Raw genomic sequence first — 20,451 nt, forward strand, 5'->3', positions numbered from 1 at the left:
TTATTATCAGGAATCGCTGCCGCGTTCATTTTTGCCCGTTTTTTTGTTTCAAAATGAAAAACAACATGTCGGACCGAACGAATTCCGGACCGGTCAATTGTGAAGGATCTAACAATATCTTAACATGCTAAAATATAAGTGATTTATTGTGCAGCGGACCGGAAGAAAAGCGGCTTGACGGCTCCCGAAGGGATGTTTCATTTTGAAAAACCAAGGTCAATCACAGGTGCTCCGGGCCACTTTTGCGGCCAAACGTGTTTCAAAATGAACAGTAGAGAAAAAACAGGGGAAATGCGGTGGCAAAAAAAACCGCATTTTTCTTGAAGGCGGGCGAAAAAAGGGGGTCGGCCGGACGGGCCGGACGCTGTCGAATGGCCTTTACAGGCGGTGGGCCGGTGCGTCGGGCGGGGGTTTCATCGGGATCGGGGGGGGCCGGAGTGCGGCTACTCCTCGTCCGTGTCCAGGCCGAACTTCTTGAGCCGCCGCCAGAGGGTGGTCCGGGGGATGCCCAGGATGGAGCTGGCCAGTCCCTTGTTGTTTCCCGTGGCCTCGAGCACGTGCCGGATGTGGCGCTTTTCGACCTCTTCCAGGGGAAGCAGGCCCGGTGTGCCGAGGTTGCTGAAGGTCAGGTTGAGCAGGTCCGGCGGCAGCTCGCGCAGGCCGATGACCGCGCCGTCGGCCAGGGCCACGGCGCGCTGGATGATGTTCTCCAGCTCGCGGACGTTGCCCGGATAGTTGTACTGGGTCAGGACCTCCATGGCCTGGGGCGAGATGGAGGCCACCTCCTTGCCGAACCGGGCGTTGAAGGTCTCCAGGAAATGCTCGGCCAGCAGCGGGATGTCCTCGCGCCGTTCGGCCAGGGTGGGCAGGTAGATGCGGACCACGTTGAGGCGGTAGAAGAGGTCCTCGCGGAACTGCCCGGCGGCCATGGCCTCCTGGAGGTCCCGATTGGTGGCCGCGATGATCCGGATGTCCAGATCGATGGGCTGGGTGCCGCCCACCCGCAGGATGCGCCGGTCCTGGATGACGTGAAGCAGCTTGACCTGCATGTTCAGAGGCATCTCGCCGATCTCGTCCAGGAAGACCGTGCCGCCGTTGGCCGATTCGAGCAGCCCGATCTTGGTGGCCGTGGCCCCGGTGAAGGCGCCCTTCTCGTGGCCGAACAGCTCGCTCGAAATGAGCTCCTCGGTGAACCCGCCGCAGTTGAAGGAGACGAAAGTCCGGTTCTTGCGCGGCGAGAGATCGTGGATGGCCTTGGCCGCCCGCTCCTTGCCCGTGCCGGTGTCGGCCTGGAGCAGGACCGTGCAGTTGACCGGCGCGACCTTGCGGATCATGGCGAAGACGTCGAGCATGACCTGGCTGGCCCCGAGGAAGTCCTTGAGCGGCGGGACGTCGTCCAGGGCCTCCTTGAGCCGCCGGTTCTCCTCGCGCAGTTCGAGCTTCTCCAGGGCCTCGCGGGCCACGGTGCGGATCTCCTGGAGCCGAAACGGCTTGACGATGTAGTTGGCCGCGCCCTTGGCCGTGGCCTCCACGGCCGAGGCGATGGACCCGTGCCCGGTGATGATCACGGCCTCCACGTTCTCGAACCCGGTCTTGACCGCCTCAAGGATCTCGATGCCGTCCATGTCCGGCAGCTTGAGGTCGATGAAGGCGAGCTGGAAGGGCTGCTCGGCCATGCGCGCCAGGAAATTGTGCCCCAGCCCGAAGGTCTCCACCTCGAAACCGAGCTTGGCCAGCGCCCTGCCGACCATCTTGGCCGCCTGGGCCTCGTCGTCGATGACCGCCGCGCGGAACCGCGTCACGCCTCCTCCCCATCGGCCAGCACGGGCAGGCAGACCGTGAAGGTCGTGCCCTCGCCCTCTTCGCTGTGCACGTCGATGGCCCCGCCGTGCTTCTTGAGGATGCCGTAGATGATGGACAGGCCCAGCCCCGTGCCCTTGCCCACCGGCTTGGTGGTGAAGAAGGGATCGAAGATGCGGCTCAGGGTGTCCTTGTCCATGCCGCAGCCGGTGTCGGCCACGTCCACGCACAGGCGGTCGCCGTCGGTCCGGGCCGTGACCCGGAGGGTGCCGCCCTTGTCCATGGCCTGGTCCGCGTTGAGGAAGAGGTTGACGAAGACCTGTTGCAGATAGTGCATGTCGCCCCGGACGTCGGGCAGGCCGTCGGGCAGATCCGCCTCCACCTTGGTGCCGTTCAGGGAGAGCTGGTTGCCCACCAGCTTGAGGGTCTGACGGACCACGTTGGTCATGGACAGCCGGGTCAGGGGACGCTCCTCCTCGCGCGAGAAATCGAGCAGGTTGCGGACCACCTCGGAGGCCCGGCCGGTCTCGTTGATGATGTCGCCGAGCAGCTCCCGGACCTCCTCCTCGGGCAGGTCGTCGAGCTCTTCGAGCAGGGTGTCGGCGGTCAGGGAGACGTTGTTCAGCGGGTTGTTCAGCTCGTGGGCGATGCCCGAGGTCAGGGTGCCGATGGAGACCAGCTTGCGGGCCTCGATGAGCTGCTCCTGGCGCTCGTCGAGCTGGGCGGCCATGGACTGGAAGGCCGAGCGCATCATCACCGAGATGGGGTCCTCGCTGGTCAGGTGCTGGATGGCCTCGTAGTCGCCCTTGGCCACGCCGTCGGCGGCCCGCTGCACGTAGTTGAGCCGCCCGAGCATCTTGCGCGCCTGCCAGATGTAGACCGCGGCGATCAGGATGAGGATCAGGGAACTGGCCGCCAGGGGCATGTACAGGATGCGGTTCAGGGCATCGTGGATGGTCTGCCGCTTCTTCTGGAGCAGGGCCTGGGCCGCCTCCACCAGCCGGGTGCCGTGTTGCCGGGTGCTGTCGGCCACGGTCGTGTCGCCGTTGGCCAGGGCGTGCAGCAGCCTGCGGTACACGGTGATGTCGTCGAGCACGCCGTCATAGGTCCCCCGGCCCAGAATCTCGACGATCTGGGGCTTGAGCAGGGCCACGGTGTGCTCGGCGCGGTCCAGGTAGACCAGGGCCTCGCCCAGGCTGCCCGGCTCGGGGTAGAACATGAAGTTCTTCTCGTAGCGCCGGGTCTCCAGGATGTCGGAGACCACGTCGTGGAACTCGTCCATGATGATCAGCCGCTCGCGGAAGGCCACGATGTTCCACCAGTACATGGCCATGGTCAGGAGCATGAACAGGACGAAGGCGACGACCACCAGAAGGACCTTGATCTTCAATGACTGCATACCGGCTCCGAAGTTTGCTGGGGCGGGCCCGGCAACGCGTCCGCCCCGGATGGACGGGGAGGCGCCGGGCGCAGACCGTACCTTCGCCCCAAACCGGGGTAAAAATCAACTTCCGTCCGGAGGCCCCCGAAAATCCGGGTCATTCCGACCCGGATTTTTTTTGGGTTCGGGTCATTAGGCCTCGGAACGGCGGGCCCTGCCGCGCCCCCGAAACAGCGTTTTACCCAACACGTAAAATTTCATGCATTTTTTACAACCGATCGGTTTTGCACAGCTAGTATTATGCCCAAATCATGCACTAAATGGCCCCGCAGCCCCCTGTTTCGAGGCGCTGGTCCCGGATTTGCTCATACCGGGGCATGCGGTTCAATGCGTAAATCAACAGGAGGTTTCTGTGAGTACCATCAAGGCAACGGACCATACGCCGGTTGAAGAGACGGCCACCGATCGCGTGGCGGTCGGGGAAGAAACGTCACCGTCCAAGGGCAAAGGGATATCGCGGCGCAAGATGCTCGGGTTCCTGGGCATCCAGGTCGTGGCCGGGACACTGGCCACTGCTGCCATCGCCGCCCCGAAAAATTTCAAGCCCGAGCACTACAACCGGGGGATCACGCCGGACCAGTTGCCCGCCACCCGGGCCTGGCTGGTCACCGACCCGACCACCTGCGTGGGCTGCCGGACCTGCGAGATCGTCTGCTCGCTCGGCCACGACGACGTCTGCCGGCCCGCCCTGGCCCGGATACACACCGTCTACGATCCCCAGCACCGGCTGGTCAAGCTGGCGGTCATGCCCGAGGTCTGCCGCCAGTGCAACATGGCCGACTGCTACCTGGCCTGCGAATACGACGCCCTGACCCTCGACCCCAAGACCGGGGCGAGAATCATCGACCCGGCCAAGTGCGAGGGGTGCGGCGAATGCTTCGCGGCCTGCCCCTACGACATGATCGTGGAGAACGAGGAGAAGGGCATCTTCTCCAAGTGCGACCTCTGCGGCGGCGACCCCCTGTGCGTCAAGTTCTGCCCGGCGGACGCGCTCAAGTTCATCGAACTCGGATAACCACACAACGCAGGAGACAGCACTATGTACGGATGGGCTGGAAAGATATTGCGAGTCAACCTGGACGACGGTTCCATCACCACGGAAGACACGTCCAAATACCTGGAATACACCGGCGGCATCGGCTTCGGCTACAAGGTCATCTTCGACGAGGCGCCCAAGGCCGGTCCTTTTGACCCGGACAACCGGATCATCTTCGCCGTGGGGCCCCTGACGGGCTCCCTGGCCCCCTCCACCGGGCGGTCCGAGGTCATCTCCATCTCGCCCCACGTCTACGCCACGGGCGCCAAGCGCCCGTTGGTCAGCCGCAGCGGTTTCGGCGGCTACTGGGGCGCGGAGTTGAAGTTCGCGGGGTACGACGCGGTGATCGTCCAGGGCAAGGCCAAGAAGCCCGTGTTCATCAACGTGGTCAACGACGAGGTCTCCATAGAGGACGCCTCGGACCTGTGGGGCAAGGACACCTTCGAGACCCAGGACCTGATCAAGGCCCGGACCGGCGACGAAAAGACCCAGATCGCGGTCATCGGCCCCTCGGGCGAGCGCCTGGTGCGCATCTCCCCGATCATGCACCGCATCGGCAACGCGGCGGGCCAGGGCGGCTTCGGCGCGGTGATGGGGTCCAAAAACCTCAAGGCCATCGCCATCCGGGGCACCAAGGGCGTGCAGGTGGCCGACAAGAAGAACCTGATCAAGTACGTCAAGAGCGTGCGCGAGTTCCAGCCCGGCCCGCTGGGCTCGACCCCGCTGTCCTCCGGCCCCCTGAGCTGGACCGAGAAGCACATCGACCCCAAGGACATCAACAAGCAGGCCCTGCGCTTCGACCAGACCGAGAGCTGCGCGCCGTGGCTGAACAAGTACCACATCAAGTCCCAGTCCTGTTACTCCTGTCCCCAGGGCTGCTACTCCTACATGAACGTGGACGGCATGGGCGGCGGCGCGGTCAGTTGCACCCAGTGGTTCTATTCCTGGATGGGCAACCGCGACAAAGCCACCTTCCTGGCCAACCAGTTGGCCAACAAGCTGGGCGTGGACACCTTCGAGATGTTCCCCATGATCCAGTTCGTCTGGCACCTCCAGGACGAGAAGGTGGACGGCAAGAGCCTGTTGCGCCTCCTCAACGAGAAGAAGCTGGTCAGCGACAAGATCACCACGGGGCTGGAAGAGGGCCACTACCCGCCCGAGGGCGACCTGAGCACCGTGGGCCTGGAGACCCTGATGAACATGATCGCCTACCGCCAGGGCTGGCTGGGCGACGCCCTGGCCGAGGGGTTCCGCAGGGCCGTGGACATCGTGGCCGACAAGTTCACCGCTCTGGGCATGAAGCAGGCCGCCGACAAGACCCTGCACTTCGTGAACATGGAAGGCGTCATGGGCGGCGTGGTGGGCGGCAACGGCGGCTGGGGCATGTCGGCCCACTACGACCCGCGCACCTTCGGCTACTACTGGGCGGTCAACTTCGCGGTGGAAAACCGCGACCCCAACCGCCACTCCATGACCAACCTGGTGGAGTGGACCGGCCTGACCTTCGAGCAGGCCATGCCCGTGGCCGTGCGCCACTGGGGCGAGGAGATCGCGGAGAACGGGCTCAACGACCTGCACCGCAAGCGCGACGTGCCCCTGACCTGGAACGGCGAGAAGTCGGCCTATGCCAACGCCTACCTGGGCCAGTTCATCCACTACCGCGGCTGCATCAAGGACAGCATCACGGTCTGCGACTGGGTCTTCCCGATCATGACCAGCGGCCGCAAGGACCGCGACTACACCGGCGACATCTCCGTGGAGTACAAGCTCTTCGAACTGGTCACCGGGCACAGGATGACCCAGAAGACCCTGGACGACCGTGCGGCCCGCATCTGGGTCCTGCACCGGCTGCTGACCGCCATGGAATGGGGCGACGGCCGCAAGGTCAACCTGCGCGAGGAGCACGACCAGTTGCCCGACCACTTCTTCGCGCCCGTGGAATCGCGCCTGCTGCCGAGCTATCCCCCGGCCGACCCGCCGCATCCCCCGCTGGTCCGGGAGAACTTCGAGGCCGTCAAGGACGAGTACTACAAGCTCATGGAGTGGGATGGAAAGACCGGCATGCCCACCCGGCGCCTGATGAAGCGGCTGGGCATGGACAAGGAGCTGGCCCGGTTCGAGGAGGAGGCCTTCGCCCTGCCGGCATAACGCCGTAATCGTTCCTGGCTCACCTCCGTGACAGGGGCGTCCAACAAACCCCGGCTCCCCCACCGTCCTTCCCGGGGGAGCCGGGCATATGCCTTTGGGGAAAGGCCGCTTGCACGCGACGAGACAAGGAGGAAGGATGAAGGTACTGCTCCTGACCCGGGGCATCGCCCCGGAGCTCTTCGAGCAGATGCGCGCCGTGGGCTTCGACGAGAAATACTTTCTCATGCGCCGCATGGCCAAGGGGCTGGTGGATCGCGTCTGAGCGCGGCCGGAACATTGCGGCAACATGCCAGGGGAAAAGAAATTATTGCGGCGGGGACCTTGATAGGAGATGACCTAGACGATATAATAGGACCAAAGGACAACACCGTGGACATATTCAAGTTCGCCATACCGGAAGTGATTTTCGGCAGGGGTAGCCTCCAGTACGCCAGCATCTGCGCCAAACGGCTGGGCGCCTCCAAGATATTCGTGGTCTCGGACCCCGGCGTGGAGGAGGCCGGATGGGTGGACGCCCTGTTCGACATCCTGCGCCAGGAAAACCTCGATTTCGTCTATTTCAACGACGTGGTCGCCAACCCGCGCGATTTCCAGGTCCACAACGGAGCGGAGCTCTACCGTCGGGAAGAGGCCGACGTGGTCATGGCCCTGGGCGGCGGCAGTCCCATGGATGCGGCCAAGGGCATCGCCCTGATCGTCAGCAACGGCGGCGCCATCGCCGACTACGAGGGGGCGAACCTGGTGCGCAGCCCCCTGCCGCCCATGGTCTTCATCCCCACCACCATGGGCAGCGAGTCGAACATCTCCCAGTTCACGGTGATCACGGACATGGAACGGCGGGTCAAGATGACCGTCATCAGCCGGACCCTGGTGCCGAACATCTCCATCACCGACCCGGTCCTGCTCGAGACCCTGACCCGCGAGCAGATCATTCCGCCGCTGTTCGACTCCCTGGCCCACGCCGTGGAGTCCTACGTCTCGCCCATCGCCAACACCTTCACCGAGTCGTTGAGCCTCAAGGGGCTGGACCTGCTCATGAAGCACATCCGCCCGGCCCTGGAGCAGCGAGGGCTGGACGACCTCGAACAGTTGGCCATTGCCGGGACCTCGTCCGGCATGGCCTTCACCAACGCCAGCGTGGGGCTCGGCCATGCCCTGGCCCACGCCCTGGGCGGCATGCACGACGTGATCCACGGCGTGGCCCACTCCCTGCTCCTGCCCAGCGTCATGCGCTACAACCTCCCGGTCTGCGAGGCCAAGATGGCCAAGATGGGCGAGATCATCACCGGCAAGCGGCTGAAGACGGACGAGGCCACGGCCCTGGCGGGCATCGAGGCCCTGGAGAAGCTGCGCGAGGAGATCGGCATCCCCTGCCGCCTGCGGGAGATCCTGCCGGAGCGGTCCATGCTGCCCCAGGCGAGCCACAACGCGGTCAAGGACATCTGCCTGCTGACCAACCCCCGGCCGGCGGACTGGAAGGATATCCTGAACATCTACTACGAGATGTGGTGACATGACCAGAGAGAACGGCAACGGCGACCCCGTCGGCAGCGCGAGCCTCAACGACATCATCGGCATCGAGTCCATCAAGCTCGGGTTCTTCAAAGAGGTCCAGGAGACCATCAACGAGCTCAAGGCCTCGAACATCGAGCTCGAACGCAAGCGGCGCGATGTCCAGGACATCCTCAACGGGATTCCCGACGTGGTGGCCGTGGTCTCGCCGGACTACCGCGTGCTCTCGGTCAACAGCGCCTTTTCCGAGACCTACGGCGACCGCGACCCCATCGGCCTGCCCTGCTACAGGGTCTTCAAGGGCGGCAAGAGGCCGTGCTCGCCCTGCCCCCTGGTCATGACCCGCGAGGAAGGCCGCAAGGTCTGCCGCCAGTTGCAGATCATGAACGTGGACGGCGAGAACCGGCAGATCGAGTGCTCGGCCGCGCTCATGCCGGGCACCGGCGAGACGCCGGGCAAGGTCCTGCTCCTGCACCGCGACGTGACCGTGGAAAAGCAGTACCAGGCCAAGTATTTCCAGGCCGAGCGCATGGCCACGGTGGGCGTGCTGGCCGAGGGCGTGGCCCACGAGATCAACAACCCGCTGACCTCCATCTCCGGGTTCGCCGAGGCCCTGTCCGGGCACCTGGGCCGCCTGGGGACCTGCCTCAAGGACGACGAGTCCTGCGGGGACCTGCTCGAAACCTTCGAGGAGTACCTCGACATCGTGCTCCAGGAGTGCAACCGCTGCTCGGAGATCGTCCAGAACCTGCTCAGCTTCGGCCACCGCGACGTGCGCGCCATGGCCATCGTCAACATCAACAACATCATCCTCAACTGTCTGAAGCTGCTCCACCCCCGGCTGTCAGCCCTGCCGTCCGGGATCATCCAGCTCTCCCTGTCCGAAGAGGAGCCCTGCGTCATGGGCCACCCCGGCGAGTTGATGCAGGTGGCCCTGAACCTGATCCTCAACGCCCTGTACGAGGTCAAGGACATCGGGACCATCGACATTTCCACCCGCGTGGCCGGGAGCATGGTCCTGCTGCGCGTCTCGGACACGGGCGGGGGCATCGCCCCGGAGAACATCGACAAGCTCTTCGAACCGTTTTTCACTACCAAACCCGCGGGCCAGGGCATCGGCATCGGCCTGTCCACCTGCTACAACATCATCATGAAGCACGGCGGCGAGATCACCGCGTCGAGCGAGCCCGGCGAGGGCGCGGTCTTCGAGGTGATTCTGCCTCTGCTCGAGGAGTAGTGACGCCATGGCGAAGCCCGAAACAAACCGCGTCCTGGTGGTGGACGACGAGCCCTTCATCCGCAAGCTGGCCGAACGCGAGCTGGCCCGGCCCGGCCGGGAGGTGACCACCGCGGCCACGGCGGCCCAGGCCACGCGCCTGGTCAAGCGCGGCGGCTTCGACGTCATCCTGCTGGACGTCCGGCTGCCCGACGGCAACGGCAACCGGCTCCTGGAACACTTCCGGGAGACCCTGCCCGACGTCGAGGTCATCATGATCACCGGCTACTCCGAGGTGGCCAGCGCAGTGGAGGCCATGAAGGCCGGGGCCTACGACTACGTGACCAAGCCCTTCTCCCTTGACCGCATCAACCTGCTCATCGACCGGGCCTTCCAGCGCCGCCTGATGCAGCGGGAGCTGCGCAGGCTGCGCATGAACAAGGGCGGGAAGCCCCGGCAGCAGATCATCGGGACCTCGGCCGCCATGCGCCAGATCGGCTTTTTGATCGACAAGGTCGCGCCCACGGACGCGCCGGTGCTGATCACCGGCGAAAGCGGCGTGGGCAAGAACGTGGTGGTCAACGTCCTGCACGACCGCAGCTCCAGGGCGGACATGCCGCTCATCGTCAAGAACTGCGGCGCGTTCAACAAGGAACTGTTGCGCAGCGAGCTGTTCGGCTACTGCAAGGGCGCGTTCACCGGGGCCGACACCTCCCAGGAGGGCGTCCTGGCCCAGGCCGACAAGGGCACCCTGTTCTTCGACGAGGTGGGCGAGCTGCCGCTCGAAGTCCAGGCCAGCCTGCTGCGCGTCTTCGAGTCCCAGCGCTACCGGAGGGTGGGCGACCGCGAGGAGCGCGGCGTGGACGTGCGCTTCCTGTTCGCCACCAACCGCGATCTGGCCAGGGAGGTGGAGGCGGGCCGCTTCCACGAAGCGCTGTTCCACCGCCTGAACGTCTTCAGCATCGATATCCCCCCCCTGCGCGAGCGCAAGGAGGACATCCCCCTGCTCGTGGCGCACTTCCTGGAGAACCTCTACCCGGACCGGCCGCCCTACCGTCTGTCCAAGCGGGCCGGGCAGAGCATGATCTCCTACGACTGGCCGGGCAACGTCCGTGAACTGCGCAACGTCATCGAGCGCGGCATCATCCTGGCCGAGAACGACCTGATCACCACCAAATGCCTGCCCTCGGACATCGCCCGCTCCCTGGAGGAGTGCGAGAACTACGCCCCGCTGCCCACCCTGGAGCAGCAGGAGAAGCGCTACATCCTGCGGGTCATGGAGCACGTGAACCAGAACCGCACCCAGGCCGCGCGCATCCTCGGCATCGGGCGCAAAACCCTGTACCGCAAGCTGCTCGTCTTCGAAGAGAACTAGGCTGCGGCCGGGGTCAGTATTCCCCGGCCGACAGGTCCACGCCGAAGGCCTTCCACTGGGCGTCGGCCAGGGCGGCGGCCTTGTCGACCAACTCCGCCTCCCACGGTTCCAGGACCAGAGTCTCGGCCACCAACTGCCAGATGTACTTCACCTCGTATTTGTAGTCCGTGTAGTACTTGGGCAGCCGCTTCATGATCTGGTCGCGGCAGTTGGAGCAGCCGACCACCACCACGTCGGCCCCGGTGCGTTTGATCTGATCGAACTTGCGCCGCCCGTGCCAGGCGGACTGGTCGTCGAACGGGGCGGGCCACATGCCGCCGCCCGCGCCGCAGCAGTAGTTCAACCCCCGGTTCGGGGTCATGTCCGCGAAGTCGTCCACGCACTGCCGGATGATCCAGCGCGGCTCGTCGTAGTACCCCTTGCCGAAATGGCGCTCAAGCTCGCGGCCGTGCTTACAGGAGTCGTGCCAGGTGAAACGCCTGCCCGCGTTGACCGACTTGTCGAGACGGATGCGCCCGTCACGGATGATCCCGACCAGGTACTCGTAGAGGTAGGTAAAGCCGACCTCGTTGTTCGGGTCCTCGAGCACGCAGGTGTCCATGCCCTTGCGGCAGCCGTAGGACCCGCCGCCGCAATCGGGCATGATCATGCGCTCGATATTGAACTTGTGCATGTAGTCGATCTTGCGCTTGGCCAGGAACTTGTTGGCCGCGTAGTTGCCGGTGAACAGGGCCCAGTCCACGGCTTCCCAGCCCTCGGACGGCACGGTCCAGTCCTCGCGGGCCGCGTAGAAGACCTTCCACCACCAGAACTGGTCCTCGAAGTCGCCGTAGACCTCCTTGGAGTTGGGGAAGAAGAGGATCTTCGCGTCCTGTTTGTCCACCGGGACGTAGAAGCCGGGGCACTCCTCGGCCAAGTCGTTGCCCAGGTCGAGCATGCCCTCCAGGTACTCCTCGCGGGCGATGGCCAGGTTGTTGCCCGTGTCCACGTTGTTCTGCATGCCCTTGTGCAGGGAGCCGGGGACCTTGTCCCGGTCGCGCAGGGACTTCATGTGGGCCATGACCGCCGGGATGTCGACGTCCATGGGGCAGGAATAGGCGCACCGCCCGCAGCCGGTACACAGCCACGGAAAGTCGGAATCGACCACCTCGTCGACCATGCCGTAGGCGAGCATGCGCATGACCTTGCGGATGTCCCACTCCTCCATGCCCGGCGTGGCGGTCACCGGGCACCCGTTGGAGCAGGTCCCGCAGGCCACGCAGGCGCTGAAATCGAATTTATTCAAGAATTCCGCGACTTCCACATTCAAGGGCTTGGGCATGACGGTCATGACTCGCTCCCCGGCGCCTGGCGGCGCCCGTCGGTCCTCCGGGAGCGCCATCCGCTCCCGGAGAAGGGTTCCCTACGCGCGGGGCGACGCCGGGCTCCACAGGAGCCCGGGCCGGACCGCCGCCTCGGAACGGTCACAGCCCCACGTTTTTGAGATCTTCGCCCAGGTATTCCCGCTCGTTTTCCCCCAGGATGCCGAGGGAGAGGCAGATGAGCGTCCACAGGTGGACCACGGGGAACCCGGCTTCATAGTGTTCGCTCAGATCGTGGATCTGAGAATGGCAGTTGTGGCACGGGGCGATGCAGTAGTCGGCCTTGGTCCTGAGGATCTGGTTCAGCTTGATCTTCCCGTACTCGCGCCGCTCCTCGGCGAACCCGGATTGCAGGAATCCGCCCCCGCCGCCGCAACAATAGTTGTTCGACCTGTTCGGCCACATGTCGATGAAGTTCTCCTCGCCGACCACGGCCCTGACCACGAAGCGCAGGTCCTCGGCCACGGGGTCGTGCAGGGACTTGCGGACCAGTTGGCACGGGTCCTGGACCGTGAAGGTCACGCCCAGGTCCCTGTTCCAGTCCGCGTTGACCGGCAGTTTCCCCTCGCGAATCCACCTGGCGTACAGGCGGATGATGGACTCCATCTCGAAGCTGTGCTCGACGTTGAACTTTTGCAGTCCGGCCCGGACCGCGTAGAACTCGTGTCCTCATTCGGTGTTGAGCCAGACCTTGCACCCCAGGTCCTCCACGGCTTGCGCCTTGTTGCGGACCACCTTTTCCCAGGACTCGTCGTCGGCCAGGAACATGCAGTAGTTCTCGGCGGCCCAGCCCCTGGTGGAGTACGTCCAGTCCGCGCCCACCAGGTTGAGGATCTTCCACAGCGGGACCATCTCGTCCGGCTCGGTGACCGGCTCGCGCGAGTTCTGGTTCAGGAAGTAGTGCGCGCCCTTGCGATCGATGGAGACCTCGAGGTTCTCCATGCCCGGCTGGGTCTCGCGGACCTCTTCGAGCACGTCCTCGACCACGAACTTGAAGTCCTCGCTGGACGCGCCCATGGCGCTGTTGCCGTCGGTCGCCAGGGCCTGCTCGCAGGACCCCCGGATGCCCTTGGGCCGCTCGTCCCTGGGCCAGGACTGGCGGCAGTAGTAGACCAACTGCGGGATGTCCACCTCCATGGGGCAGGCATGGACGCATCGCCTGCACATGGTGCACAGCCAGACCCACGGCGTGGACCGGATCTCCTCCTCCTGGCCGTAGAGGGCCAGGCGCAGGAACCTGCGCGGGTCCATGCCGTGCATGCCCGTGGCCGGGCAGCCCGAGGAACACGCCCCGCAGGCCAGGCACATGTTCAGGTTGCCGCCCTCGGGCAGCAATTCCTTGACCTTGTCCACCAACTCCGACTGCTTCGGCTCGATCAGCCGTTGTGCCGCTTCGCCCATGGTTCACTCCTTTCGCATCGCTGGGCGCGTGGACGCGCCCGCGTTCCGGGGACGGCCGTCCGCCCCCGGAACCGGTTTCGTTCAATGCCGGGTCAGGCCAGGGCCTCGGCCTCGACCACCTGCCCACTCTGGTCGTACATCAGGCCGCAGCGCAGGTCGAAGTGCCGGTTGACGCTCATGGTCGGACACGGCGCGTTCAGGGCCACCTGGGTCACGGTGGAGCCCAGGAAGGCCTTTTCCGGGTCGCGCTCCTTGGAGTGGTGGGCCATGATCAGCAGGTCCGCGCCGCCCTGGCGGGCCGTGCGCAGGATCTCCATGGCCGGTTCGCCCATCTCGGCCCGGAAGGAGCACTCGGGAATGCCGTCCAGCCGCTTGCCGTACACGCCCTCCAGCCGGGACAGGCACTCGCCGGGGCCCGTGCCGCCGGGATCGCCGACGTGCATGACCACCAGGTTGGCCTTGTACTGGCGGGCCATCTGGCCGCCGTAGGACACGGCGCATTCGGCCTGGTCCGAGAAGTCCGTGGCCACCACGATGTTGGTGAACAGCGGCTCCTTGCACTCCACGTCCTTGTGCACGATCATGACCGGGCAGCGGGCGCGCTGGCTGACGCGCTCCAGCGTGCTGCCCGCCATGCCCCACATCTTGGAGCGTCGCTCCTCGTATTCCTGGGTGTGCGGGCCCATGACGATCAGGTCCGTGTTCTTGGACCGGGCCAGGCGCAGCAGCTCGTTGTGCGGGATGCCCGGCACGACCACGATCTGCGCGCTCGGCAGGTTGCCCAGGTACTCGTCATACATTTCGCGGATCTTGTCGCCGAGCTGGTCGGTCTCGCCCGAAGGCGCGAGGTGCTCGATGGAGCCCCAGCCCTGTTCCATGCCGGCCACGTGGACCAGGTAGAGCTTGGACTCGAACTTGGCGGCGAACTCGGCCGCCGCCCTGACAGCACAGGCATCGATGCCGGTGGGCGTGACGCCCACGATAATGTCCTTAAACATGACTACCTCCCTTTCCTTTCCGGTTTATCCGTTCAAACCCGCAGGTTCCTCGTCTTCGGCGGGCGCGGGCCCGGCCCACGCCCTGGCTGCAATCCCCCGCCTGACCGCCGGGGTCATGGTCAGGTTGGCGGCCAGTTGCACGTCCTGCTCGGACAACCCCATGGCCAGCCCCATGAGCTGGGTCAGGTAGAGCACGGGCACGCCCCGGCCGCCCGCCTTGCGCGCCTTGGCCTGGTACGCCTCCAGGTTCATCTGGCAGAGCGGACAGACCGTGACGATGGCGTCGGCCCCGGCCGCATCGCTCAAGATGTCGGCCACGGAGCGGATGGCCACCTCGGGGTGGCCCATCATCAGCGAGGCCCCGCAGCAGCGGTTGGCCATGTCCCAATGATGCACCTCGCCGCCCATGGCCTCGATGAACGGCTCCATGGAGACCGGCCTGCCCGGCTCGTCGAAGACCGGATAGGGCCGCAGGATCTGGCAGCCGTAGTACGGCGCGATCTTCATGCCCCGGAGTCCGTCGGTGATCGTCTGCTCCACGATCTTGGCGCCCACCTCGTTCTTGAGCACGTCGAGCAGGTGGCGAACCCGGACCTCGCCCCGGTAATGCAGCCCGGACGCGGCCAGAACCTCGTTGACCCGCCCGTGCAGGCGGCGGTCACCGATCACCTCGCGGTTGACCTTGAGCAGGTTGAGGTAGCAGGCCGAGCACGGCGCGAGCACCTCGGTGATGCCCTCGTCCGCCATCTCCTGCTCCACGATGGCCAGGTTGCGCGCCGGCAGGGCGTAATTCATGAGCTTGCTGACCGGTTCGGCCGCGCTGGCCCCGCAGCAGGTCCAGTCCGGGATCTCGACCAGCTCGCAGCCGAGCCGCTCCATGACCAGCCGGGTGGACACGTCGAATTCGCGCGCGCTCTCGGTCAGCGAACATCCTGGATAGTATGCGTATTTCATGACAAACCCTCCATCTCACGGGCCTTGGCGAACAGAGGCCGGAGCACGCCGCCCCGCCCCCGGCCCGGCATGTGCACCTTGCCCTTGCCGAGCATGCGCAGGCCGAGCGGGACATAGGAGAGCGGCAGCATGGGGTCGCGGGCCTTGAGGAAGTACCGCTGCATCATGCTCGTCTCCTGGACCCGGCCGTGGACCTCCACGTCGTCCATGAAGGCGGCGTAGAAGGCCAGGTTCCTGCGCGCGCCGCGGCTGCCCTCGATCCCGGCCAGCCGCTTCAGGGCGGCCATGGCCGAGGTCAGCTTCAGGCCGCGCGGGCAGCGCAGCGTGCACATGTAGCAGGCCGAGCACATCCAGAACGTCTTGCTCGCCAGTATCTCGTCGAGCATGCCGAACTGGATCATCCGCCACATGGCCCTGGGGGTTATGTCCATGGCGTGCCAGTTGGGACAGGACGCCGTGCAGGTGCCGCACTGCATGCACGCCCCCACGGTCTCCCGCAGTTCCTTGAGCACCATCTGGTCGGCCTCCGGGGCCGGGCTCCACGTTTCCCTGACTGCTCCGTTCATGATCCGTCACTCCTTGGCAATGTGTTGCCCGGCCCTAGGCCGGTTCCTCCAGGGCCGCGTCGATGACCGACAGCATCGGCCCATCGTGGAACCCCTTGAGCACGGTGGCGCTGTTGGGGCAGACAGCGGCGCATGCGCCGCACCCCTGGCAGAGGATCTCGTCCACGACGATCCGCTCCTCGGCCATGTCCACGCTTCTCGCTCCATACGGGCAGGCGCTGACGCAGGCCTGGCACAGGGAGCACAGGGAGTCGCGCACCGTGGCCACCACGGTCTCGCGGGGAATCTTCTCGGCGTTGAGGATGCGCAGGGCCCGCTGGGCAGCGGCCTTGGCCGAGGCCACGGTCTCGCGCATGCGCCGGGGCCCCAGGGCGATGCCGCACATGTAGATGCCCTGCTTGAGGAAATCCACGGGCCGCCACTTGAAGTCCGCCTCGCGGTAGAAGCCGTCCTCGTCGATCTCCACGTCGAAGACCTCGAGCAGGTCCTCCACGTCGTTGGGCTCGATGCCGCTGGCCAGGGACAGGATGTCCGGGCGCAGCTCCACCTGGCCCCGCAGGACGGGGTCGAATCCCCGGACCACGGGCTTGCCGTCCTCGAAGGTCACCTGGGGCGTGGTCAGGTCGTCATAGCGGATGAAGATGGCCCCGGCCTTGCGTGCCCGGGTGTAATAGGTCTCCAGGAACCCCTGGGTCATGATGTCCCGGTAGAAGACGTAAACGGGCAGGTCCGGGTTGCGCTCCTTGAGGGCGAGTACGTTCTTGAGCATCTCCGGACAGCAGACCTTGCTGCAGTAGCTCCGGTCCTCGCCCTCGTTGCGCCAGCACTGGATCATGACCACGGACGACAGCGCCTTGGCGTCGAGCCGGCCGGTGGCCAACTGCTCTTCCAGGGCCAGGTGGGTCATGACCGGCTTGTGCACGCACAGCCCGGACTCGTAGACCTTGGCCTCGTGGCCGCCGGTGGCCAGGATGCTCACCCCGTGCTCCAGGGGGAAGACCCCCCTGGGGCTGGCGATGGCCGAGCGGAAATGCCCCGCGCGGCCGCGCGACAGGACCACCCGCGCCTCCTTGAAGACCTTGATGTTCGGGTGCTTCTCCACCTGGGCGATGAGCTCCTCCATGTAGGCGCGCGGGTCCGTGCCGTCCAACTGGGTGTGCAGCCGCATGGCCGTGCCGCCGAGATGCTCCTCGGCCTCCACCAGGCAGACCCCGTAGCCCTGGTCCGCGATGGACATGGCCGCGACCATGCCGGCCAGGCCGCCGCCGACCACCAGAGCCGAGCGGACCACGTCCACGGTCACGGCCGGGCCGGAGGGGTCCGCGCCCTGCAACCGGGCCACGGCCGTGGCCAGGGAAGCGTATATCTCGCGCTCGATGCGCCCGTCCCCGTTGCCGCCCACGGTAGCGGTGTAGATGTCGACCACGTCCATGAGCGCGGGGTTCAGGCCGATGGTCCGGCCCAGTTCCTTGAGCTTCGGGATATAGGCGTACGGCATGCACGCCCCTATGAGCAGGCGGTTGGGCTTGTACTCCAGGGCCGCCTCCTCGATGTCCTTCCACCCCTGCGGGGTGCAGGCGCTGCCCACGCGCATGACCTTGCAGACCGAGTGGACCCGCTGCATGCGGTCGGCCAGGGCGTCCAGGTCCACGGCCTGCTCCAGGGTCGGGCAGGAGGTGCAGATGGTCACCAACGTCCGCGCCGGATCCCTGGACACGTCCGGGTACTCCGGCTCGGGCTCGGCCTCGATGCCCGCCAGGACGTCGTAGGCCTTTATGATCCGCGACGCGGCCTGGGCCGCGGCCCCGGCGTGGATGACCGACTCGGAGATATCGCGGGGCTCGCCGCAGGCGCCCGCCGCGAACACGCCCACCCGGCTGGTCCGCTCGGGCCGGTACGGCAGGGTGTCCACGAAGCCCCATTCGTTGAGGTCCACGCCCATGGTCAGGGCGAACTTGTCCATGCCCAGGGGCGGCCGCGCCCCGGCGGCCAGGATGACCATGTCGAACTCCTCGGCCACCAGCTCGCCCGCGTCGGTCAGGTATTCCAACCTCAGCCCCCTGCCGTCTTCAGCAGGCAGGATGGAGTGCGGGCGGCTGCGCACGAAGCGCACGCCGTGCTCCTTCTCCGCGCTGGTCCGGTAGCGCTGGTACCCCTTGCCCGAGGTGCGCATATCCATGTAGAAGATGGCGGTCTCCACCTCCCCGCCCGTGGCCCGCTTGGCCAGCAGCGCCTCCTTGATGGAGAACATGCAGCACACCCCGGAGCAGAAATCCGCGTTCTTGTGCGCGTCGCGCGAGCCCACGCACTGGAGCCAGGCGATGCGCTCGACCTTTTCCCCGTCGGGCCGCCGCAGTTCGCCGCCGGTGGGCCCGGTGCCCGAGAGCAGCCGCTCGAATTCCACGGCGGTGAGCACGCCGGGGTGGCCGTAGTTCCAGATGTCCGCCCCGCCCTCGGGGTCCATGTTCGGGTTGTAGCAGTCGAAGCCCCCGGCCAGGACCACGGCCCCGACCTCGAGCTTGTCCGTGTGATCGGACAGAATGCGCACGTAGAGCTTGTCCAGCCAGGGCACGAAGGCCTTGCCCTTGAGCGGCTTGACCAGGTATTCGCGCGCGCCCTGCATGACCAGGTCCGCAGCGGCCTCTTCGCCGTCCTTGTCGGCCAGGACCACCACGGGCAGGTCGGGCCGCAACTCCCTGGCACGGGTCAGGACCCGCTCGGCGTCCATGTCTTCCAGGCCCATGCCCACCAGGAGCAGCCCGACCGGCTCCTCCGAGGCGAGCCTGTCCACGGCCTCGCGGCCGGATTCGGTGAAGTGCAGCGGGAAGTTCTGCTCCTTGAGCTCCTTCTCCATCATGTCCCGCACGTCCGGGTCGCGGTCGGCCACCAGGATGTGGAAGTCCTTGCGCTCCTCGAACTTGAAGTCGATGGCCCCGGTGGGGCAGGCTTCGAAGCACTTCCAGCAACGCTGGCAGTTGTCCAGGTCGAGCACGTAGTGATTGGGGATGGCATGGGGCACGGGCAGATAGACCGCCGTACGTTCGGTCAGCCCGGCGTTGAACTCGCTGGGCACGCGCACCGGGCAGACCTCGGAGCACTTGCCGCAGCTAATGCACTTGGCCGGATCGATGAGTGTGGACTTGCGCTTGAGCGAGACCAGGAACTTGCCGGGCTCTCCCTCCATGGTCTCCACCTCGGTGGACAACATGATGTCGATGTTGTCGTGGAACAGCCCCTTGCGCAGGCAGAACTGGCTGGAGGAGTCGCGCGACATCAGCGGCAGCATGCGGCACATGCCGCAGTGGTCCGAAGGGAACTGATGGTCCAGTTGGCTGAGGATGCCGCCGTGGCTGGGCCTGCGGTCGACGAGCGCCACCTTGTGCCCGGTGACGGCCAGGTCCAGAGCCGCGCGGATGCCGCCGATGCCCGCTCCGACCACCATTGCGCCGTATTGCTTTCTCATGTTTTCCTCCCGTATGTCGGGCCGTGATTCGGGCCGAAGATCAGGCCATGTGCGAAACCGCGTCCTGGAACTCGTCTTCCTTGAAGACCGACAGGGGCGGCGGTTCATCCAGGCTGCGGCCCGGCACGTAGTCGAAGCTTTCCTGGGTGCGCGCGGCCACGGTGCGGAACAGCTCCATGACCGGGATGTCGTTGGGGCAGGCGTTGGAACACTGCCCGCAGCCCACACAGGCCATGGACATGTGGGCCATGCGCGTCAGATGGTAGAAGACCGTGTCCGTGGGCATCTTCAGCGAGCCCTTGCGCTTGGCCCAGCCCATGTACTGCCACGGCTTGTGCTCGAAGACGTCGGTGTTGAAGACGCACTCCTTGCAGTAGCAGACCGGGCAGGCCACCCGGCAGTTGTAGCAGTTGACGCAGGAGGCCAGGTACTCGGACAGGTCGGTCAGGGTGCCGGTGGCCGCGTGGGTGCGCTCGAACATCGCGTCCCGGTTGGCGGTGCGGACTTCGATCATGGCCCCGAGCGCCGCGTCGCGGCCACCCGGCTCGGACTCGGGCAGCCCCAGACCGATGAGCAGGGACTCGCCGCGCGGGCTGGCGGCCATGACCGGGATGTGCCCGGACAGGTCGGCCCCGGCCAGGCCGAGGATGATGTCCGCGTTCTCCGGGGCCGGGTGCTCGCAGGCCAGGCAGGCCGGGGCGATCTCCGCGCCGCCGTTGCCGATCTGTCTGTGAAACTCCAGGGTGGATTCGAACGGGTCGCGCTCGCCGCGGAAGGCCTTGTAGCCGATGTTGTCAAAGGCCCCCATGCAGTCCAGGCCGACCAGGATGACGTCGTCGATGCTCCCCTGGTTGAGCTTGACCAGCTCGACGAAGGCGCGGATCTCGCACGGCCGCATGACCGCCGCGATGCGCTCGCCCGCCTGGCCTCTGGTCAGCCGGGCCAGGAGCTTGGCGCTGTTCATGGGAAAGGCCGGGGCCAGCGGGTCCGCTCCGGAGAGCTGGTCCGGGTCGGTCACCAGGGTCGGCATGGGGATGCCCTTGCCGAACAGGTGCATGGGCACCAGCACGCCGCCGATGCTCTCGTTGTCCATCAGCCCGCGCAGGAATTCCTGCACCGCCGTGATCGGGTTGCCCCCGTCGATCCGAATCATTGCCGTGGTAGCCATGTCAGCCTCCCA

At 65.9% G+C, this 20,451-nt stretch carries 15 protein-coding genes; 6 read left to right on the forward strand and 9 right to left on the reverse strand.

Annotated elements, in window-relative coordinates:
• Positions 1 to 443: 443 nt before the first annotated feature.
• The gene (locus tag V8V93_RS17235) at positions 444 to 1,802 is read right to left on the reverse strand and encodes a sigma-54-dependent transcriptional regulator (protein ID WP_338667867.1); all 1,359 of its coding nucleotides are present in this window, start codon (positions 1,800 to 1,802) and stop codon (positions 444 to 446) included.
• On the reverse strand, positions 1,799 to 3,199 hold the full coding sequence (locus V8V93_RS17240) for a sensor histidine kinase (RefSeq protein ID WP_338667868.1): 1,401 nt from the start codon (positions 3,197 to 3,199) through the stop codon (positions 1,799 to 1,801). The genes V8V93_RS17235 and V8V93_RS17240 overlap by 4 nt, the downstream gene beginning before the upstream one ends.
• 394 nt (positions 3,200 to 3,593) lie before the next feature.
• Here V8V93_RS17240 and V8V93_RS17245 point away from each other — a divergent pair, with 394 nt between their 5' ends.
• The 6 genes from V8V93_RS17245 (at position 3,594) to V8V93_RS17270 (ending at position 10,528) form a co-directional block, all read left to right on the forward strand.
• The gene (locus tag V8V93_RS17245) at positions 3,594 to 4,256 is read left to right on the forward strand and encodes a 4Fe-4S dicluster domain-containing protein (RefSeq protein WP_338667869.1); all 663 of its coding nucleotides are present in this window, start codon (positions 3,594 to 3,596) and stop codon (positions 4,254 to 4,256) included.
• A gap of 24 nt (positions 4,257 to 4,280) precedes the next feature.
• The gene (locus V8V93_RS17250; RefSeq protein ID WP_338667870.1) at positions 4,281 to 6,425 is read left to right on the forward strand and encodes an aldehyde ferredoxin oxidoreductase N-terminal domain-containing protein; all 2,145 of its coding nucleotides are present in this window, start codon (positions 4,281 to 4,283) and stop codon (positions 6,423 to 6,425) included.
• 136 nt (positions 6,426 to 6,561) lie between these two features.
• Positions 6,562 to 6,687: a hypothetical protein gene (locus V8V93_RS17255; protein WP_338667871.1), complete on the forward strand. Its 126-nt coding sequence runs from the start codon at positions 6,562 to 6,564 to the stop codon at positions 6,685 to 6,687.
• Between the two features lie 107 nt (positions 6,688 to 6,794).
• Entirely contained in the window at positions 6,795 to 7,937 is a 1,143-nt protein-coding gene (locus V8V93_RS17260; RefSeq protein WP_338667872.1) for an iron-containing alcohol dehydrogenase, read from the forward strand.
• A 1-nt stretch (position 7,938) separates the two neighbouring features.
• On the forward strand, positions 7,939 to 9,174 hold the full coding sequence (locus tag V8V93_RS17265) for a two-component system sensor histidine kinase NtrB (protein ID WP_338667873.1): 1,236 nt from the start codon (positions 7,939 to 7,941) through the stop codon (positions 9,172 to 9,174).
• 7 nt (positions 9,175 to 9,181) lie between these two features.
• Positions 9,182 to 10,528 carry a sigma-54-dependent transcriptional regulator gene (locus V8V93_RS17270; protein ID WP_338667874.1) on the forward strand — a complete coding sequence of 449 codons (1,347 nt, stop codon included), beginning with the start codon at positions 9,182 to 9,184 and terminating at the stop codon, positions 10,526 to 10,528.
• A gap of 13 nt (positions 10,529 to 10,541) precedes the next feature.
• Here the strand turns inward: V8V93_RS17270 and V8V93_RS17275 are convergent, their stop codons facing one another.
• The 7 genes from V8V93_RS17275 to V8V93_RS17305 form a co-directional block, all read right to left on the reverse strand.
• Complete coding sequence (locus V8V93_RS17275) at positions 10,542 to 11,858, reverse strand: (Fe-S)-binding protein (protein ID WP_338667875.1); 1,317 nt, start codon at positions 11,856 to 11,858, stop codon at positions 10,542 to 10,544.
• A 133-nt stretch (positions 11,859 to 11,991) separates the two neighbouring features.
• Positions 11,992 to 13,290, reverse strand: coding sequence for a (Fe-S)-binding protein (locus tag V8V93_RS17280; protein WP_338667876.1), 1,299 nt, complete (start codon positions 13,288 to 13,290; stop codon positions 11,992 to 11,994).
• Between the two features lie 92 nt (positions 13,291 to 13,382).
• On the reverse strand, positions 13,383 to 14,288 hold the full coding sequence (locus V8V93_RS17285; RefSeq protein ID WP_338667877.1) for a universal stress protein: 906 nt from the start codon (positions 14,286 to 14,288) through the stop codon (positions 13,383 to 13,385).
• A 24-nt stretch (positions 14,289 to 14,312) separates the two neighbouring features.
• Positions 14,313 to 15,242, reverse strand: coding sequence for a CoB--CoM heterodisulfide reductase iron-sulfur subunit B family protein (locus tag V8V93_RS17290; protein WP_338667878.1), 930 nt, complete (start codon positions 15,240 to 15,242; stop codon positions 14,313 to 14,315).
• Complete coding sequence (locus tag V8V93_RS17295) at positions 15,239 to 15,808, reverse strand: 4Fe-4S dicluster domain-containing protein (RefSeq protein ID WP_338667879.1); 570 nt, start codon at positions 15,806 to 15,808, stop codon at positions 15,239 to 15,241. The genes V8V93_RS17290 and V8V93_RS17295 overlap by 4 nt, the downstream gene beginning before the upstream one ends.
• A gap of 34 nt (positions 15,809 to 15,842) precedes the next feature.
• Positions 15,843 to 19,271 (reverse strand): 4Fe-4S binding protein, encoded by a 3,429-nt coding sequence (locus V8V93_RS17300; protein ID WP_338667880.1) that lies wholly within the window; start codon positions 19,269 to 19,271, stop codon positions 15,843 to 15,845.
• 40 nt (positions 19,272 to 19,311) lie between these two features.
• Positions 19,312 to 20,439: a Coenzyme F420 hydrogenase/dehydrogenase, beta subunit C-terminal domain gene (locus tag V8V93_RS17305; protein WP_338667881.1), complete on the reverse strand. Its 1,128-nt coding sequence runs from the start codon at positions 20,437 to 20,439 to the stop codon at positions 19,312 to 19,314.
• Positions 20,440 to 20,451 lie beyond the last annotated feature (12 nt).

It is taken from the genome of Pseudodesulfovibrio sp. 5S69 (genome assembly GCF_037094465.1).
GTDB classification, from domain to species: Bacteria; Desulfobacterota; Desulfovibrionia; order Desulfovibrionales; family Desulfovibrionaceae; genus Pseudodesulfovibrio; species Pseudodesulfovibrio methanolicus.

Excerpts from the sequence above, each read along its gene's own strand:
- V8V93_RS17305 (WP_338667881.1), bottom strand. The coding sequence starts at position 20,439 with ATGGCTACCACGGCAATGATTCGGATCGACGGGGGCAACCCGATCACG.
- V8V93_RS17285 (WP_338667877.1), bottom strand. The coding sequence starts at position 14,288 with ATGTTTAAGGACATTATCGTGGGCGTCACGCCCACCGGCATCGATGCC.
- V8V93_RS17295 (WP_338667879.1), bottom strand. The coding sequence starts at position 15,808 with ATGAACGGAGCAGTCAGGGAAACGTGGAGCCCGGCCCCGGAGGCCGAC.
- V8V93_RS17240 (WP_338667868.1), bottom strand. The coding sequence starts at position 3,199 with ATGCAGTCATTGAAGATCAAGGTCCTTCTGGTGGTCGTCGCCTTCGTC.
- V8V93_RS17275 (WP_338667875.1), bottom strand. The coding sequence starts at position 11,858 with ATGACCGTCATGCCCAAGCCCTTGAATGTGGAAGTCGCGGAATTCTTG.
- V8V93_RS17300 (WP_338667880.1), bottom strand. The coding sequence starts at position 19,271 with ATGAGAAAGCAATACGGCGCAATGGTGGTCGGAGCGGGCATCGGCGGC.
- V8V93_RS17270 (WP_338667874.1), top strand. The coding sequence starts at position 9,182 with ATGGCGAAGCCCGAAACAAACCGCGTCCTGGTGGTGGACGACGAGCCC.
- V8V93_RS17290 (WP_338667878.1), bottom strand. The coding sequence starts at position 15,242 with ATGAAATACGCATACTATCCAGGATGTTCGCTGACCGAGAGCGCGCGC.
- V8V93_RS17250 (WP_338667870.1), top strand. The coding sequence starts at position 4,281 with ATGTACGGATGGGCTGGAAAGATATTGCGAGTCAACCTGGACGACGGT.
- V8V93_RS17265 (WP_338667873.1), top strand. The coding sequence starts at position 7,939 with ATGACCAGAGAGAACGGCAACGGCGACCCCGTCGGCAGCGCGAGCCTC.
- V8V93_RS17255 (WP_338667871.1), top strand. The coding sequence starts at position 6,562 with ATGAAGGTACTGCTCCTGACCCGGGGCATCGCCCCGGAGCTCTTCGAG.